The following is a 15,221-nucleotide window of genomic DNA, read 5'->3' on the forward strand; positions in this document are numbered from 1 at the left end:
GGTAGCGGCAGGGACCGACACGTCAGGCGCGGCCGAGCAGCCGGTGGGCGAGCAGGGTCAGCCCGTCGGCGATCTGCTCCGCCGACAGTCCGCGCTCGCGCTGCTGCAGGTAGACCTCGGCGGCCAGCGGCGCGAGGACGGTGTCGACCAGCGAATCCGGTTGGGCCACACCGGCGTCGGCCAGCAGGGCGCGCACGTGCGCCGACCAGAACCCGTACGCGCCGGTCGCGAAGCGGGCGCCGCCGGTCTCCGCCCCGAGCACCAGATGCGCGTGGGCCGAGAGCAATTCGATCATCGCCGCGTAGAACGCCGCGAGCCGCTCGGCCGGTGGCGCGCCGGGGCCAAGTGGCGGATCGCCGCGCAGGAGATGTTCCTGCAGCGCGCGCTCGTGCTCGTCGAGCAGGGCGACGGCGATGGCGGTGCGGTCGGGGTAGCGGCGGTAGAGGGTGCCGCGGCCGACGCCCGCCGCCTTGGCGATGTCGTCCATGGTGACGGTGCGCGGGTCGCGGGTGGCGAAGAGCTCGGCCGCCGCCGCCAGCACCTTGGCCCGGTTACGGGCCGCGTCGGTGCGCTCGGCGGGCTGCGGTGCGTCCAGCGCGGTGCCGGTGAGCAGGTCGGATCGAGGCTCCATGGTCTCGACTGTAGCCCAGAAACGAATATGTGGACTAGCTGTCCACTTGTGTTCTATGGTCGAGTCATCGACAAGCGGACATGATGTCCAGTTCTGGAAGGGTTCGACCATGACACACCTGCTGCACCTCGACGCCAGCGCTCGCACCCGGTCGGTCAGCCGCAGGCTCGGCGCGGAATTCGTGGATTCCTGGCGCGCCGCGGAACCCGACGGCGAGTACACCTACCGCGACCTGGCCGTCGACCCGGTGCCGTTCATCGACGAGGGCTGGACCGAACTCTGCGACGCCGTCCTCGCCGCGGGCAGCACCGACCTCGACCGGCTCCCGGAACTGGCCGCGACCCCCGCCGCCAGGGCCGCCTGGGAGATCGTCGAACCGATGCTCGCGCAGGTCATCGCCGCCGACGTGATCCTCATCGGCACGCCGATGTACAACTACTCGATTCCCGCCACCCTCAAGGCATGGCTCGACCAGGTCACCTTCCCGCGGATGTCGCTGGGGGAGCGCAGGTTCGTGGTGGTCGGCGCGCGCGGCGGCGCCTACTCGCCGGGTGCGCCCAAGGCCGCGTTCGACTATCAGGAGCGCTATCTGCGCGACTTCTTCGCCGGGCACTACGCCGTCACCGACACCGTGTTCGTCAACGCCGAACTCGCCAACGCCGTCCAGGACCCGAACCTGGCCCACCTGCGCGACGCGCACGAGGCCTCGCTCGCCGCGGCGCTGACCGAAGTTCGCCTGCTCGCAAAGGATTACGTGAAATGAGCTGGGTAGTACTCGGCCTCGCCGGCCTCGTCGAGATCATCTGGTCGCAGACCATCAAGCCCACCGAGAACTTCACCAAACTCGGTCCCACCCTGCTCTGCATCGCCCTCGGCTCGCTCGCGGTGTACCTGCTCTCCCGGGCCATGCACACCCTGCCCGTCGGCACCGCGTACGCGGTGTTCACCGGCATCGGCGCGCTCGGCGCGATCAGCCTCGGCGTGCTCGTCCACAAGGACCCGCTCAGCGCGGGCCGGATGCTGGCGCTGGCGCTGATCCTCGGCGGGATCGTGCTGGCCCGCGTCACCAATCCCGAGTGACGCTGTCGCACACCCGATGCGGCGAACGGCCGGTCCGAGCCGGTAAGGTCGGCTGATGGACCAGCCAGTTCGCCCCCCGGACCTGTCTGCGCGACCGCACGAGCTCACGGTCGAGCGCGTGATGAAAGCCTCGCCCAGCCTGCTCTACGCGGCCTGGACCCAGGGCCTGGACCTGTGGCTGGCCGTGCCCGGATCGGTGCTCGGGCGGCCCGGCGTCAACGAACCCCTGTACTTCGACACCGGCACGGCCGACAAGCGCAACCCGCACTACGGCCGCGTCCTGCTGCTGGAACAGGACCGCCGGGTCGAGTTCACCTGGGTCACCGCCGCCACCGACGGCGTGGAGACCGTGGTCGCGGCCGAATTCCTCAAGCAGCCCCGGGGTATCCGGCTGCGGCTGCGGCACTCCGGGTTCCCCACCGCCGCCATCCGCGACCTGCACCAGCAGGTCTGGCCGGAGATGCTGGAACGCCTGGACGAGGTCACCGGCACCGTCGCCTGAACGGCGAACCCGGGCGGGGAGCGGCCGGGATCCGAGTAGGTTCGTCATCGGACGCAACACCCAACGAATCGAAAGGATTGTCATGCCGACTCGTAGCGCACGCACCCTCTGGGCAGGCGGACTGCAGGACGGTTCCGGGCAGGTCGAACTGGTCAGCTCCGGTGCTGGCAAGTTCGATGTGACCTTCCCGCGCCGCGTGGCCGACACCGCCGAGGGCACCAGCCCGGAGGAGCTGATCGGCGCCGCGCATTCGTCGTGCTACTCGATGGCGCTGTCGGCCGAGATCGCCAACGCGGGCGGCACTCCGGAGAGCCTGGACGTCACCGCCGACGTGACCCTCGGCCCCGACCCGGCGGGCGGCTTCCGGATCAGCAAGATCAAGCTGACCGTGCGCGCCGTGGCCGCGGGCCTGGACGCCGAGGGCTTCTACGCCGCGGCCGTCGCCGCCAAGAACGGCTGCCCGGTCAGCAAGGCGCTGGCCGGTGTCGCCGAGGTCGAACTGGACGCCGAGATCATCTGATGTCCCCGCCGCGGCTCATCGCTGGGTGAACCAGCGGTGGGCCGCGGGCGTGTACATGGCCGCGATGGCGACGACCACGGCCAGGATGTGGACGGCGCGGCACCCGGCGAGCACCGCCGACGACGGTGCCAGGCCTGCGAACAGCGCGCCGAAGTCGTCGGTGGACAGCAGCACCGCCAGTGGCTCGATGATCAGCGACAGCAACCCGACCACGCCGATCCCGACGGTGAGCAGCGCCCGCGCGACCCGGCTGCCGTTCGCCATGTACATCCCCACCGCCGCGACGACCAGATAAATGGCCAGCCGGGGCAGCAACCCGGACGCGGTCGCCGCGAACTCACCCCCGCCGCGCACCGCGCGCAGCAGTCCCTCGGCGGCACCGGCCGCGAGCGCGGTCACGAGACCGCCGAACGCGACACCCACCGCGCGCGGCCGGGCGTCGGAAACGGAAACGGAAAAGGCAGTGCCGGTCATGACACCGACACTGCCTTCCACTGATACCCGCGAGGATCACCCTGCGGTAGCGACCTGCCCCGCTACCGGAGTGCTACGCCGCGAAGCGAATTCGGTGAGCGCCGCGAAGGCCAGGCCCAGCGCGACCCACAATGTGGTGGTCTCGGCCAGCGAGGCCACCCGGAACTTCCACAGCAGGGTCGCCGGGAAGTCGTCGGCCACCTCGTTCACGCCTGGCAACAGCACGTAGCCGACCGTGGTGACCAGGACGAACGCGAGCACGCCCGCGATCAGCCGGAGCGTGTCCAGCTGTCCGGCCAGTGCCCGGTACGCGGCGACCGAGGCCGCGACGGCGAGCAGGCCGAGCACGACGGCCGCGACCCACAGCCAGGTGCGGTTGTTGATCGTCTCCGGATCGCCCACCGCCGGTGGGTTGGCCGGGTACTTGAAGAACGGCACCGCGACGATCGCGGCCCACGCGAATCCCGCCGAGGCCAGCGACAACGCGACCCCCGACAGGGTGGTGAACCGACGGGCGATGTTCACGGCCGAGGCGAACAACGCGCCGAACGCCATGCCGGCCAGGCCGAGGGCGAGGAACTGGCCCGCCTTCTGTCCGGTCCGGCTGACCAGCGGTTCTTCCTCGCCGCCGTGCGAATGGCCCTGGGGCTCGGCCGCCTCGTGCGGATGATCCGCCGGAGCGGCGGCAGCTTCTTCGATGGCGATCGCGGCGTCCACCTGGGGCTCGCCGACGAAATAGCCCACTGTGGCGGCCAGCAGGCCGGCGATCAAGCCGGCCAGCAGGCCACGTAACAGCAGGGTTTTGAGTGATCCGGTCAGTGGCACGGAACACCCAGCAGGTGACGTCCGTCGTGCATCAGCTCGTGCAGGAACATCCCGCTACGCGAGACGGCCCCCTGATCGAAACCGACCAGGTACAGGGCGAGCAGTGCAAGCAGAACGACACCGACCGTGACGAGCACGGTTGCCAGGGTGTCCAGGCCGGCAGACCGGCTGGGTGAATGCGCGATAGCCATTCGGGTCCTCCTCAGGGATACGCGTCCCATGGTCGAAGTGTGGTGCGAAGGTGCCGGTGTCTGGCTCTCCGGCACCGGGGACCCGGTACGTGGATACAGTGGCGCGACCGCTCCGGAATCTCACCGGAATTACCGCGCACCCTCGCGTATGTTCCCTCGAACTGTGACAGTCACGAGGCGTCCACGTCAATACGCGCATCCGCATGTCCAGCGGAAACGCCGTCGTCAGGCCTTCGCGGGGACGTCGAGGACGACCTCGAACTCGAGCAGCGACGCACCGGTCGACACCGGCTTCGGGCGCTCGCCCTCGCCACCGTTCCCGGCATGCGCTGCCCGGGCCGGACCGTCGCGCCACGCGGCGAAGGATTCCTCCGAATCCCATTGCGTCACCACGAAATACCGGTTGTCGCCGGCCACCGGGCGCAGCAGCTGGAAGCCGAGGAAACCGGGGGAGTTCTCCACCGCGTGCGCGCGGGCGGCGAACCGCTTCTCCAGCTCCGGGCCGGCACCTTCAGGGATCTCGATCGCATTGATCTTCACAACAGCCATGAGCCGACAATACGACCGCGCGGGAAACATCCCGGTCTGGGGCACAATCGGCAGGGTGTTGTACGACGAAGGCGGGACCGGCGTCCCGATCCTGCTGTTGCACGGGCTGATGGGCAGCGCGCGCACCTGGACCGATCAGCTGCCGTGGCTGCGCGAATACGGCCACCTCTACACCGTCGACGCCGCCGGGCACGGTCGCGTGCCGCCCGCCGAGCTCACGACCGAGGCGTTCGTCGCCGATCTCGCCGAGCTCACCGCCGCGATCACCGAGCCGATGGTGATCGTCGGGCACTCGATGGGCGCGATCCACGGCTGGGTCTTCGCCGCCACCCATCCCGAGCGGGTCCGCGCCCTCGTCGTGGAGGACATCGCCCCCGACTTCACCGGCCGCACCGCCGCGCACTGGGCCGAGCTCATTCATTCCTGGCCGCAGCCGTTCGCTGACGACCAGGCGGTGCTCGACTACTTCGGGCCCGTCGCGGGGACGTATTTCCTGCGTGCCTTCACCGCGGGCCCCGACGGCTATCGGCTGCACGGTGCGGTCGACACCTTCCGTGCCATCTCCGAGGAGTGGGGGACCAGGGACTTCTGGACCGAATGGAAGTCGCTGGAGCTCCCCGTGCTGCTCATCGAGGGCGAGCACACCATCACCCCGCCGGGGCAGATGCGCACGATGGCCGAAGTGCACCCCGACGCGGAGTACACGCTCGTCGCCGGGGCCGCGCACCTGGTGCACGACGAGCAGCCCGAGGTCTATCGCGACCACGTCGGCCGGTTCCTGCGGCGCGTACTGGGCTGACCAGCCCGACGGTCTGCTCGGCCGGGCGAGGGCGCGCAGCCCGGTGACTAGCCCGCAGCCCCGCCTTCACCGGCCAGCGCGAACAGGCCGTCCTCGGTCTGCTCGATCAGGCCGTCGACCAGCAGCGAGTCCAACGCCCGCGCCCGCTGGCCGGGATCGCGGGTCCAGGCCAGGTCGAGGCGGACCCGCTCGACCGGGCCGGACGCGTCGCGCAGGACGTCGAGCAGCCTGCCGCGCGCCTGCCGATCGGTGCCCTCGTACTTCTGCACCTTGCGGACCACCTCGGCGGCGGGCTTGCCCGCGTCGACCCACGCGCACGCGGGCAACGGGCACCGCGCGCAGTCGGGATTGCGGGCGGTGCAGATCAGCGCGCCCAGTTCCATCAGCGCCGCCGAGAACTTCGCGGCGCGCGGTACCGAGATCGGGAGCAGGGCAGCGGTTTCGGCGAGGTCGCGCGAGGACGGATTGCCCGGCTCGCGTCCGTGCACCGCCCGCGCGACGACCCGGCGGACATTGGTGTCGACCACCGGGACGCGCCGGCCGTAGGCGAAACAGGCCACCGCGCGGGCGGTGTAGTCACCGATGCCGGGCAGGCTCAGCAGCACGTCGACGTCGGTCGGCACCACGTCGCCGTGCTCGGTGGCCAGCACCCGCGCGCACTCGTGCAGCCGCAGCGCCCGGCGCGGATAGCCGAGCTTGCCCCAGGCGCGCAGCACCTCGGCCTGCGAGGACGCGGCCATCGCCGAGGGCACCGGCCACCGCGCCACCCATTCCCGCCAGATCGGCTCGACCCGCACCACGGGGGTCTGCTGCAACATGATCTCGCTCATCAGGATGTGCCACGCGGTCGCTTCCGGCCTGCGCCACGGCAGGTCACGTGCCGTCTCGGTGAACCAATCCAGCAGCACTTCCGCGTCGATACTCACTGTTCCCGTTCCGCCTCAGCCAGGCCATCTTTGCCGACGCGTAACGCGGCGGACTCGCTGGTAACCACAGGTCTGTGCACAATGGTCGGTATGCCTGGTTCCAATCCGATAAGCGCCTGGAAGTCGCTGCGCGAAGGCAATGAGCGCTTCGTCAACGGCACCCTGCTGCATCCTAGCCAGGGCGCCGCCGACCGAGCCAAGCTCGTCAGCGGCCAGCACCCGCACGCGATCCTGTTCGGCTGCGGTGACTCCCGGGTGGCCGCGGAACTGATCTTCGATCAGGGCCTCGGCGACATGTTCGTCGTGCGGACCGCGGGTCACGTGGTGGACAGCTCGGTGCTCGGCTCGATCGAGTACGGCGTCGAGGTGCTCAACGTGCCGCTGATCGTCGTCCTCGGACACGACAGCTGCGGCGCGGTGAAGGCCACCATCGACGCGCTCGACGGCGGCGAGGTCCCCGGCGGATTCATCCGCAGCGTGGTCGAGCGCGTGACGCCGTCGATCCTGGTCGGCCGTCGCGAGGGCCTCAGCTCGATCGACGAGTTCGAGGCGCGCCACGTCGTGGAGACCAGCAGGCTGCTGATGCAGCGGTCGATGATCATCTCCCAGCGCGTCGCCACCGGTCAGTGCGCGATCGCGAGCGTCACCTACAAGCTCGAGGACGGGCGCGTGCACCTGCGTCGCGTCGTCGGGAACATCGGCGAGGTGGTCTGAACCGGGCGATCGTCCCGGTTCCACCCCCGACACGCCGAGGTCATCGAGCGCGGGCCCGCGCGGTGCGCTTACCGTTGAGGCGTGCTGGAACCGAATGGACCGCTGCCACCGGAGATCTACTGGCGTCGCCGCGCACTCGCCATCGGCGTCATCGTCGTCGCGCTCGCGATCGTGATCTGGCTCGTCACGATGGTGGCGCGTGGTGGTGACTCGTCCGGTGACAATGCCGCGGCCACGTCGACCACCGCTCCGGCGAGCAGTGCGGCGTCGACCAGCAGTGCCGCGGAGTCGAGCAGTGCTACCGCGACCAGCGCCGCCGCCACCTCGAGCGCCGCGGCGAGCAGTTCGCCGACGGATCAGCCCGCGGCGCAGCCGTGCAGTGATCAGTCGCTCGCGTTGAAGGTGACCGTCGGCCAGCCGACGTACCGGGTGGGCGATCAGCCCGGATTCGGCACCGTCATCACCAATATCTCCTCGGCGCCGTGTTCGCGCGATCTCGGTCCCGGCCCGCAGTTCCTGGTCTACACGCTCGACGGGCAGCGTCGGCTGTGGGCGAGCAACGACTGCAACCCGGATGGACCGCCGGAAGTGAAGACGCTAAAAGCCGGTGAGCAGTTGTCCTACAAGGGCAGCTGGTTCGGGACCACCTCCCAGCCGAACTGCGCCGGTGATCGGCTACAGGTGCCCGCCGGGGCCTACATGGTGGTGGCCCAGCTCGGCGCTGTGCGCAGCGCCGCCGAGCCGTTCAACCTCGCGACCTAGCCGCGGACGCCCGCGCGCACCCGGCATTGTGCGGGTGCGCTATAAGTCACATGTTCAACTCGGGTGGATTTGCAGGCTTCGCATGATCGGTGACTATGTCAATGGTCGTTGCCACGGGAATGGCCGATATCGGCGATATCCCGGGTTTGCCGGAGTTATTCCACGGGGACCGGCTCCCTGGCTGCGCGTGATTTGCGGAGTTCGGCCAATCGCAGCGCCGAGCGCAGATCGCCGACCTCGTGGATACGCATCGAACCGATCTTGGTTTTCTCCGATCCGGGCGGTACCAGCGCGGTGGTGAAGCCGAGTCGCTCGGCCTCGGCCAGGCGCCGCGACAGCCCGGTGACCTTGCGGACCTCGCCCGCCAGCCCGACCTCGCCCAGGATCACCCAGCCCGCGGGCAGCGCGATATCTGCCTCGGCGGAGGCGATGGCCAGCGCGATGGCCAGGTCGGCCGTCGGCTCGTTCAGGCGCATGCCGCCGACGGTGGCGGCGTACACGTCGTGCTTGCCCAGGAACACCCGCCCACGGCTCTGCAGGACGGCCAGCACCATGGCGACGCGGTTGTAGTCCAGGCCGCTCACCGCGCGCCGTGGCTGCGGGATCTCGGTCTTGACGGTCAGCCCCTGCACCTCCGCCACCAGCGGGCGTTTGCCGTCCATCGCGACGGTCACCGCGGTGCCGGGGACGGTGTCGGTGCGGTGGTGCAGGAACAGGCCCGACGGGTCGTCGACGCAGGCGATGCCGTCTTCGTGCAGTTCGAAGCAGCCCACCTCGTCGGCGCTGCCGAACCGATTCTTGATGCCGCGGATCATGCGCAGCGTCGAGTTCTTGTCGCCCTCGAATTGCAGCACCACGTCGACCAGATGCTCGAGGGTGCGCGGACCGGCGACATTGCCGTCCTTGGTGACGTGACCGACCAGCAGCACCGCGATCCCGCTGGCCTTCGCCAGCGAGGTCAGCGCCGCGGTCACCGCGCGCACCTGGGTGACGCCGCCGATCACGCCGTCCACCTCGGGCGCCAGCATGGTCTGCACCGAGTCGACCACCAGCAGTGTCGGCCGCACCTGTTCCACGTGCCCGAGCACGATCGACAGGTCCGATTCGGCGGCCAGGTACACCCGGTCGTGCACCGCGCCGGTGCGATCGGCCCGCAGCCGCACCTGCCCGGCCGACTCCTCCGCGGTCACGTACAGCGAGGTCTCGCTGCGCTGGGCGGCCCAGCGGTGCGCGACCTCGAGCAGCAGGGTCGACTTGCCGACGCCGGGCTCACCCGAGAGCAGCACCACCGATCCGGGCACAACGCCGCCGCCGAGCACCCGGTCCAGCTCGCTCACCCCGGTCGAGCGGGCCTGGGTGATCTTGGCGTCGATCTGCGACAGCGGTGCCGCCGCCGTGCTCGGCAGCATCGCGCGCCTGCCCGGCGCCGCGGCGGCCGCGGACACGGCCACCTCGTTCACCGTGCCCCAGGCGCCGCAATCCGGGCACTTACCCACCCATTTGGACACCTCGTGCGAGCACGCGGTGCACCGGAAGACAGCTTTGGTCTTGGCCACACGCGCACCCTACGGACCGGCTCCGACAAAAAGAAAAGCCGCCGCGGACACGCCGCGACGGCTTTCTGTTCGGCCTGGTCTCAGTGACCGGCGCCCTCGGGGGCCGGGCCGGACTTCTCGTTCTCGACGCGGTCGACCTCGGCGGCGTCGACCGGGACCGACACCTGCACGGTGCCCGCGTCCTTGAAGTTGAAGGTGACGTTGTAGGTCAGGCCGGGGTAGATCTGCTTGCTCAGGCCGGTGATCTCGATCGAGCCGGGCTTGGCCTCGGGATCGATCGAGGGCACGTCGTGACCTGCCGCGGACGTGGTGGGCGCCGCGGAGGTCGTCGGGGCCGCGGTGGTGGTCGGCGCGGCCGTGGTGGTCGGCGTGGCGCCGTGGTGGTCGTCGGACTCGGCGGCGGCGACCTTCACCGGGCCGGCGACGACGGTCTGCTGCGGCTTCAGCACGAACTTGGGGTCGCCCGCCGGGCCGGTGAGCTTGACGGTGCCGAGGTCGGTGGTGACGCTGGTCAGCTCGTCGGTGACGGTCTCGCTGCCGTTGATGATCGACAGCGCGATCACCGCCTTGCCGCCCTTGTCGTGCTCCGCCGGGGACGCCGGGTAGATGATGTGCACGTTGCGCAGCGAGATCGTGCCCACGTCCGCGTGGTTGCCGTTGATCGCGGCGGCCTGCGACGAGGTCTGGGTGTGCTGGCCGGCACTGCAGCCGCTCAGGGCGATACCCGCGGCGGCGGCGAGCGCGGCAACCGTCGCCATGCGACGTCGCGCCGACGGGGCGGTCACAGCTTTCAGGGCAGTCACGGTTTGTCCTCCATGTCGACCGGGCTCACTCCGTCCACACAGCGGATCGGAGGGTAGTAACTAGGCAGCGTAGTAGTTCGCTTCGCGCGCGTGGCGTCCGGGCTCGCGACGCGCGGGCGCGGAAGTAACAGTTCGGTGTCTCGGACGGGGTTGCCGGATCGGTGCCGGGGGAGTGGGGCGCGGATACGGCTCGCTGTGCTGGTGGTTAACCCGTTCTGGCGCAACACAATGCACACCAATTCCGCGTTGTCAACCCCTACGATGGCCTCGTTGTGGCCCTGACCTGCACAGTTGATCGCGCCGTTATCGAGTCGCATGTTAAACTGTGAACATCGAAAGGGGCACGGGACACATGATTTTTAAGGTCGGAGACACCGTCGTTTACCCCCACCACGGAGCGGCGCTGATCGAAGCAATCGAGACCCGCACCATCAAGGGTGTGCAGAAAGAGTATCTGGTCCTGAAGGTCGCGCAAGGCGACCTGACCGTTCGGGTTCCCGCGGAGAACGCCGAATATGTCGGCGTCCGTGACGTCGTCGGCCAGGAGGGTCTCGACCGCGTCTTCCAGGTGCTGCGCGCGCCACACACGGAGGAGCCGACCAACTGGTCCCGCCGTTACAAGGCCAACCTCGAGAAGCTCGCCTCCGGCGATGTGAACAAGGTGGCCGAGGTCGTGCGCGACCTGTGGCGTCGCGAGCAGGATCGCGGCCTGTCCGCCGGTGAGAAGCGAATGCTGGCCAAGGCTCGCCAGATCCTCGTCGGTGAGCTCGCGCTCGCCGAGGGCACCGACGACGGCAAGGCCGAATCGCTGCTCGACGAGGTCCTCGCCGCGGCTTCCTAGAGTGCGACCTGTCGTAGCACTGGTCCCTGCCGCCGGTCGTGGCGTGCGCCTGGGTGAATCCACCCCGAAGGCGTTCGTCCCGGTCGGCGGCACACCTATGGTCCGGCTGGCCGTCGACGGGCTGATCGCGTCCGGTGCGGTGCACCGGGTCGTCGTGGTCGTGCCCGCCGAGCTGGTCGATGCCGCGTCCGCTCTGCTGTCAACCTCCTCGCTGACCGGCGGTTCGATGCCCCCTGTGCCGGTGCAGGTCGTCGTTGGCGGCGCCGAGCGCACCGATTCGGTGCGCGCCGGGATCGCGGCCGCGCCCGACGCCGCGTTCTACCTCGTGCACGACGCCGCTCGCGCGCTCACTCCACCGGAGCTGATCGCGCGGGTGGCCGCCGAGCTGCACGCGGGCAGTCCCGCCGTCGTGCCCGCCCTGCCGGTCGTCGACACCGTGAAATCGGTCGACGACGCGGGCGTCGTCACCGGCACTCCCGATCGCGCCCACCTGCGCGCCATCCAGACCCCCCAGGGCTTCGCCGCCGATCTGCTGCGCGAGGCGTACGCCACCGAGGTCGGCGCGACCGACGATGCCGGCCTGGTCGAACGCCTCGGCGTCGCCGTCCGCACCGTCGCCGGCGACCCGCTCGCCTTCAAGATCACCACCCCGCTCGATCTGCGCCTGGCCGACGCCCTGCGCGCCGATAAGGGCGCCGTCGACGCACCACGTGCCGCGCAGGCGGTCGCGCGATGAGAGTCGGCATCGGCAGCGATGTGCACCCCATCGAGCCAGGTCGTCCCTGCTGGATGGCGGGTCTGCTGTTCCCCGACGCCGACGGCTGCGCCGGGCACTCCGACGGTGACGTCGCCGCGCACGCGCTCTGCGACGCGCTGCTCTCGGCCGCCGGCCTCGGTGATGTCGGCGCCGTCTTCGGCGTCGGCCGTCCCGAATGGGCCGGGGTCACCGGCGCCGCCATGCTCACCGAGGTCCGTAGGCTGCTGGCCGAAGAGGGCTTCGAGGTCGTCAACGCCGCGGTGCAGGTCATCGGCAATCGACCCAAGATCGGGCCGCGCCGCGCCGAGGCGCAGAAAGTGCTCGGCGAGCTGCTCGACGCGCCGGTCTCCGTTTCCGGCACCACCACGGACGGTCTCGGGCTGACCGGCCGCGGCGAGGGCATCGCGGCCATCGCCACCTGTCTGATCGCGGCGTGTTCGTAGCCCGCACGGGCCCCGAAAATTTCCTGCCGCACCACGCCTTCTCGCCGCTTCCTTTCGCCGGGGTACAACCACGGCGAGCCACGAACCGGCCGGTCATCTCCACCACCATCCCACCGACTAGGATCGAATGCCGTGACCTTGCGCCTTTTTGACACCGACACGCGGACCCTGCGGGAATTCACCCCGCTGGTCCCCGGCCGTGCCTCGGTGTATCTGTGTGGGGCCACCGTGCAGGGTCAGCCCCATATCGGGCACGTGCGCAGCGGCGTCGCGTTCGATGTGCTGCGCCGCTGGCTGCTCGCGCACGACTACGACGTCCGGTTCATCCGCAATGTCACCGATATCGACGACAAGATCCTGAACAAGGCCGCCGAGGCGGGCAGGCCGTGGTGGGAATGGGCCGCCACGCACGAGCGCGCCTTCGACGCGGCCTACGAGGTGCTCGGCGTGCTGCCGCCCTCGGCCGAGCCGCGCGCCACCGGCCACATCACCCAGATGGTCGGGCTGATGGAGCGACTGATCGAGCGCGGTCACGCCTACGCCGCCGACGGTGACGTCTACTTCGACGTGCTGAGCTGGCCGAACTACGGCGAGCTGTCCGGCCACAAACTCGACGACGTGCACCAGGGCGAGACCCCGACCCGCGGCAAGCGCGACCCGCGCGATTTCACGCTGTGGAAGTCGGCCAAGCCGGGCGAGCCGAGCTGGCCGTCGCCGTGGGGCCCCGGCCGCCCCGGCTGGCACCTGGAATGCTCGGCCATGGCCGAGTTCTATCTCGGCCCTGAATTCGATATCCACTGCGGTGGCATGGATTTGATTTTCCCGCACCACGAGAACGAGATCGCCCAGTCCAAGGCGGCCGGTGACGGTTTCGCCCGTTACTGGCTGCACAACGGCTGGGTGACGATGGGCGGGGAGAAGATGTCGAAGTCGCTCGGCAATGTGCTCTCGGTGCCGAATGTGCTCAGCCGGGTCCGCCCGGTCGAATTGCGTTTCTATCTGGGCAGCGCGCATTACCGCTCGATGCTCGAATACTCCGACAAAGCACTCGACGACGCGGTCGCCTCGTATCAGCGCATCGAGGCATTCGTGCATCGCGTGCTGGACCGGGCCGGCGAGGTCCCGATCGGTAAATGGACCGACGGATTCGCCGCCGCGCTCGACGACGATCTGGCGATTCCGAAGGCGCTGGCCGAAATTCACCACGTGGTGCACGAGGGCAATCGCGCGCTGGAGGCGGGCACCGTGGAGACCGCGGCCGAATTGGCCGGTCAGGTCCGCGCGATGCTCGGCATCCTCGGCGTCGACCCGCTCGACCCGCACTGGTACACCCCGGCCGACAACTCGGCGGCGCTGGATGCGCTCGACGTGTTGGTCCGCTCCGAGCTGGATCGCCGGGCGAGCGCGCGGGCGGAGAAGAACTGGGCAGAGGCCGATGCCGCGCGGGATCGGCTCGTGGCGGCGGGTATCGAGGTCACCGACACCCCGCAGGGGCCGGAATGGTCGCTGGGCGCAGCTAGCGGAAAGGCGAACTGATGGCAGGCAATTCACAGCGACGCGGAGCGATCAGGAAGGGCGGCAGCAAGAAGGGTGCCGTCGTCGGTTCCGGCGGCAAGCGCCGCCGCGGCCTCGAGGGCAGGGGCGCGACGCCGCCCGCCGAGGCCCGCACCAAGCATCCCGCCGCCAAGCGCGCCGCGGCCGCCGCCAAAGCCAAAGCGGCGCAGTCCCGTCCGACCGGTAAGGCCGGGGTGCCGCGGGTCGGCCGCAAGTCCGACGACGGTCCCGAGCTGGTGCTCGGCCGCAACCCCGTGCTCGAGTGCCTGCGCGCCGACGTGCCGGCCACCGCGCTCTACGTGGCCGTCGGCACCGAGAACGACGACCGCCTCTCCGAGAGCGTGCAGCGCGCCGCCGATATGGGCATCTCCATCCTCGAGGTGCCGCGCACCGATCTGGATCGGCTCAGCGCCAACGGTTTGCACCAGGGCGTCGCCCTGCAGGTGCCGCCGTACCGCTACGCCCACCCGGACGACCTGATGGACCGGGTGAAGACCTCCGGCGAGCCGGGTCTGCTGGTCGCGCTGGACAACATCTCCGATCCGCGCAACCTCGGCGCGGTCATCCGCTCGGTCGCCGCGTTCGGCGGTCAGGGCGTTGTCATCCCGCAGCGGCGCAGTGCCAGCGTCACCGCGGTGGCCTGGCGGACCAGCGCGGGCGCCGCGGCGCGCCTGCCCGTCGCCAGGGCGACCAACCTGACCCGCACGCTGAAGGACTGGGCGTCGCAGGGCTTCCAGATCGTCGGCCTCGACGCGGGCGGTGACACCCCGCTCGACGAATTCGACGGCAGCGTGCCGACGGTGGTCGTCGTCGGGTCCGAGGGCAAGGGTCTCTCGCGCCTGGTGCGCGAGAACTGCGACTCGATCCTGAGCATCCCGATGGCCGGTCCGGTCGAGTCGCTCAACGCCTCGGTCGCCGCCGGTGTGGTCCTCGCCGACATCGCCAGGCAGCGCCGTCTGGGCTGACCCCGCGCGGTTTCCGGGCAAATCGGCTCTGTCGCCGTAGAATTCGATGCGTGGCGATACCCAACCAGCCGATCGGTGAGACGGTCGAGCACCCGCAGGCCAACCTGATCCTGACGCTCGGGCTGCTCAGCCCGTTCTGCTGCGGGATCTTCGGGCCGGTCGCGTGGGTGCTCGGCAAGCGGGCCCTCAACGAGATCGACGCGTCCTACGGCGCCCTGTCCGGGCGCTCCCAGGTGTTGATCGGGTACATCGCGGGCATCATCGGCACCATCTTGATGGTGTTGTTCGCGATGCTCTACATCGCGGGTTCCTGCAACGGGAACTTCTGA

21 protein-coding genes are annotated in these 15,221 nt (G+C 69.9%); 13 read left to right on the top strand and 8 right to left on the bottom strand.

Annotated features, from left to right (window positions below):
* Window positions 1–22: 22 nt before the first annotated feature.
* The gene (locus AB0H54_RS15965) at window positions 23–631 is read right to left on the bottom strand and encodes a helix-turn-helix domain-containing protein (RefSeq protein ID WP_357346177.1); all 609 of its coding nucleotides are present in this window, start codon (window positions 629–631) and stop codon (window positions 23–25) included.
* A gap of 109 nt (window positions 632–740) precedes the next feature.
* Here AB0H54_RS15965 and AB0H54_RS15970 point away from each other — a divergent pair, with 109 nt between their 5' ends.
* The 4 genes from AB0H54_RS15970 (at window position 741) to AB0H54_RS15985 (ending at window position 2,733) form a co-directional block, all read left to right on the top strand.
* The gene (locus tag AB0H54_RS15970) at window positions 741–1,394 is read left to right on the top strand and encodes an NAD(P)H-dependent oxidoreductase (protein ID WP_357346179.1); all 654 of its coding nucleotides are present in this window, start codon (window positions 741–743) and stop codon (window positions 1,392–1,394) included.
* Window positions 1,391–1,711 carry a multidrug efflux SMR transporter gene (locus AB0H54_RS15975; RefSeq protein ID WP_189029701.1) on the top strand — a complete coding sequence of 107 codons (321 nt, stop codon included), beginning with the start codon at window positions 1,391–1,393 and terminating at the stop codon, window positions 1,709–1,711. Before AB0H54_RS15970 ends, AB0H54_RS15975 begins: the two co-directional genes overlap by 4 nt.
* Before the next feature lie 55 nt (window positions 1,712–1,766).
* Window positions 1,767–2,213: an SRPBCC domain-containing protein gene (locus AB0H54_RS15980; RefSeq protein WP_355270717.1), complete on the top strand. Its 447-nt coding sequence runs from the start codon at window positions 1,767–1,769 to the stop codon at window positions 2,211–2,213.
* Between the two features lie 82 nt (window positions 2,214–2,295).
* Window positions 2,296–2,733, top strand: a complete 438-nt coding sequence (locus tag AB0H54_RS15985) for an OsmC family peroxiredoxin (protein ID WP_357346181.1) — start codon at window positions 2,296–2,298, stop codon at window positions 2,731–2,733.
* Between the two features lie 15 nt (window positions 2,734–2,748).
* Here the strand turns inward: AB0H54_RS15985 and AB0H54_RS15990 are convergent, their stop codons facing one another.
* From AB0H54_RS15990 to AB0H54_RS16005, 4 genes are all read right to left on the bottom strand, one after another.
* Window positions 2,749–3,207 (bottom strand): hypothetical protein, encoded by a 459-nt coding sequence (locus AB0H54_RS15990; protein WP_357346183.1) that lies wholly within the window; start codon window positions 3,205–3,207, stop codon window positions 2,749–2,751.
* 36 nt (window positions 3,208–3,243) lie between these two features.
* Window positions 3,244–4,032 carry a CbtA family protein gene (locus tag AB0H54_RS15995; protein ID WP_357346185.1) on the bottom strand — a complete coding sequence of 263 codons (789 nt, stop codon included), beginning with the start codon at window positions 4,030–4,032 and terminating at the stop codon, window positions 3,244–3,246.
* The gene (locus AB0H54_RS16000) at window positions 4,023–4,223 is read right to left on the bottom strand and encodes a CbtB-domain containing protein (protein ID WP_355270724.1); all 201 of its coding nucleotides are present in this window, start codon (window positions 4,221–4,223) and stop codon (window positions 4,023–4,025) included. Before AB0H54_RS16000 ends, AB0H54_RS15995 begins: the two co-directional genes overlap by 10 nt.
* 225 nt (window positions 4,224–4,448) lie before the next feature.
* Window positions 4,449–4,772, bottom strand: coding sequence for an antibiotic biosynthesis monooxygenase (locus AB0H54_RS16005; protein WP_355270725.1), 324 nt, complete (start codon window positions 4,770–4,772; stop codon window positions 4,449–4,451).
* A 55-nt stretch (window positions 4,773–4,827) separates the two neighbouring features.
* Here AB0H54_RS16005 and AB0H54_RS16010 point away from each other — a divergent pair, with 55 nt between their 5' ends.
* Complete coding sequence (locus AB0H54_RS16010; protein WP_357346187.1) at window positions 4,828–5,571, top strand: alpha/beta hydrolase; 744 nt, start codon at window positions 4,828–4,830, stop codon at window positions 5,569–5,571.
* Between the two features lie 47 nt (window positions 5,572–5,618).
* Here the strand turns inward: AB0H54_RS16010 and AB0H54_RS16015 are convergent, their stop codons facing one another.
* Entirely contained in the window at window positions 5,619–6,497 is an 879-nt protein-coding gene (locus tag AB0H54_RS16015; protein ID WP_355270728.1) for an A/G-specific adenine glycosylase, read from the bottom strand.
* A 90-nt stretch (window positions 6,498–6,587) separates the two neighbouring features.
* Here AB0H54_RS16015 and AB0H54_RS16020 point away from each other — a divergent pair, with 90 nt between their 5' ends.
* Together AB0H54_RS16020 and AB0H54_RS16025 are read left to right on the top strand one after the other, a co-directional pair.
* The gene (locus AB0H54_RS16020; protein WP_355270729.1) at window positions 6,588–7,211 is read left to right on the top strand and encodes a carbonic anhydrase; all 624 of its coding nucleotides are present in this window, start codon (window positions 6,588–6,590) and stop codon (window positions 7,209–7,211) included.
* 81 nt (window positions 7,212–7,292) lie between these two features.
* A complete protein-coding gene (locus tag AB0H54_RS16025; protein ID WP_357346190.1) occupies window positions 7,293–7,973 on the top strand; it encodes a hypothetical protein in 681 nt (226 codons plus the stop codon).
* A 155-nt stretch (window positions 7,974–8,128) separates the two neighbouring features.
* Here AB0H54_RS16025 and radA read toward each other — a convergent pair whose 3' ends face one another.
* Both radA and AB0H54_RS16035 read right to left on the bottom strand, forming a co-directional pair.
* Window positions 8,129–9,529 (bottom strand): DNA repair protein RadA, encoded by a 1,401-nt coding sequence (gene radA / locus AB0H54_RS16030; RefSeq protein ID WP_355270733.1) that lies wholly within the window; start codon window positions 9,527–9,529, stop codon window positions 8,129–8,131.
* 80 nt (window positions 9,530–9,609) lie between these two features.
* Window positions 9,610–10,332, bottom strand: coding sequence for a hypothetical protein (locus AB0H54_RS16035; RefSeq protein WP_357346192.1), 723 nt, complete (start codon window positions 10,330–10,332; stop codon window positions 9,610–9,612).
* 352 nt (window positions 10,333–10,684) lie between these two features.
* Here AB0H54_RS16035 and carD point away from each other — a divergent pair, with 352 nt between their 5' ends.
* From carD to AB0H54_RS16065, 6 genes are all read left to right on the top strand, one after another.
* The gene (gene carD, locus AB0H54_RS16040) at window positions 10,685–11,173 is read left to right on the top strand and encodes an RNA polymerase-binding transcription factor CarD (protein ID WP_019044685.1); all 489 of its coding nucleotides are present in this window, start codon (window positions 10,685–10,687) and stop codon (window positions 11,171–11,173) included.
* A 1-nt stretch (window position 11,174) separates the two neighbouring features.
* Window positions 11,175–11,909, top strand: coding sequence for a 2-C-methyl-D-erythritol 4-phosphate cytidylyltransferase (gene ispD / locus AB0H54_RS16045; RefSeq protein ID WP_357346194.1), 735 nt, complete (start codon window positions 11,175–11,177; stop codon window positions 11,907–11,909).
* Window positions 11,906–12,373: a 2-C-methyl-D-erythritol 2,4-cyclodiphosphate synthase gene (ispF, locus tag AB0H54_RS16050; protein WP_194825602.1), complete on the top strand. Its 468-nt coding sequence runs from the start codon at window positions 11,906–11,908 to the stop codon at window positions 12,371–12,373. The genes ispD and ispF overlap by 4 nt, the downstream gene beginning before the upstream one ends.
* Window positions 12,374–12,505: 132 nt before the next feature.
* Window positions 12,506–13,909: a cysteine--tRNA ligase gene (cysS, locus tag AB0H54_RS16055; protein WP_357346196.1), complete on the top strand. Its 1,404-nt coding sequence runs from the start codon at window positions 12,506–12,508 to the stop codon at window positions 13,907–13,909.
* Window positions 13,909–14,892, top strand: a complete 984-nt coding sequence (gene rlmB / locus AB0H54_RS16060; RefSeq protein WP_357346197.1) for a 23S rRNA (guanosine(2251)-2'-O)-methyltransferase RlmB — start codon at window positions 13,909–13,911, stop codon at window positions 14,890–14,892. Before cysS ends, rlmB begins: the two co-directional genes overlap by 1 nt.
* Window positions 14,893–14,942: 50 nt before the next feature.
* On the top strand, window positions 14,943–15,221 hold the full coding sequence (locus AB0H54_RS16065; RefSeq protein ID WP_357346199.1) for a DUF4190 domain-containing protein: 279 nt from the start codon (window positions 14,943–14,945) through the stop codon (window positions 15,219–15,221).

Origin of the sequence: Nocardia sp. NPDC050718, assembly GCF_040654235.1 — a bacterium.
Taxonomy (GTDB): Bacteria; Actinomycetota; Actinomycetes; order Mycobacteriales; family Mycobacteriaceae; genus Nocardia.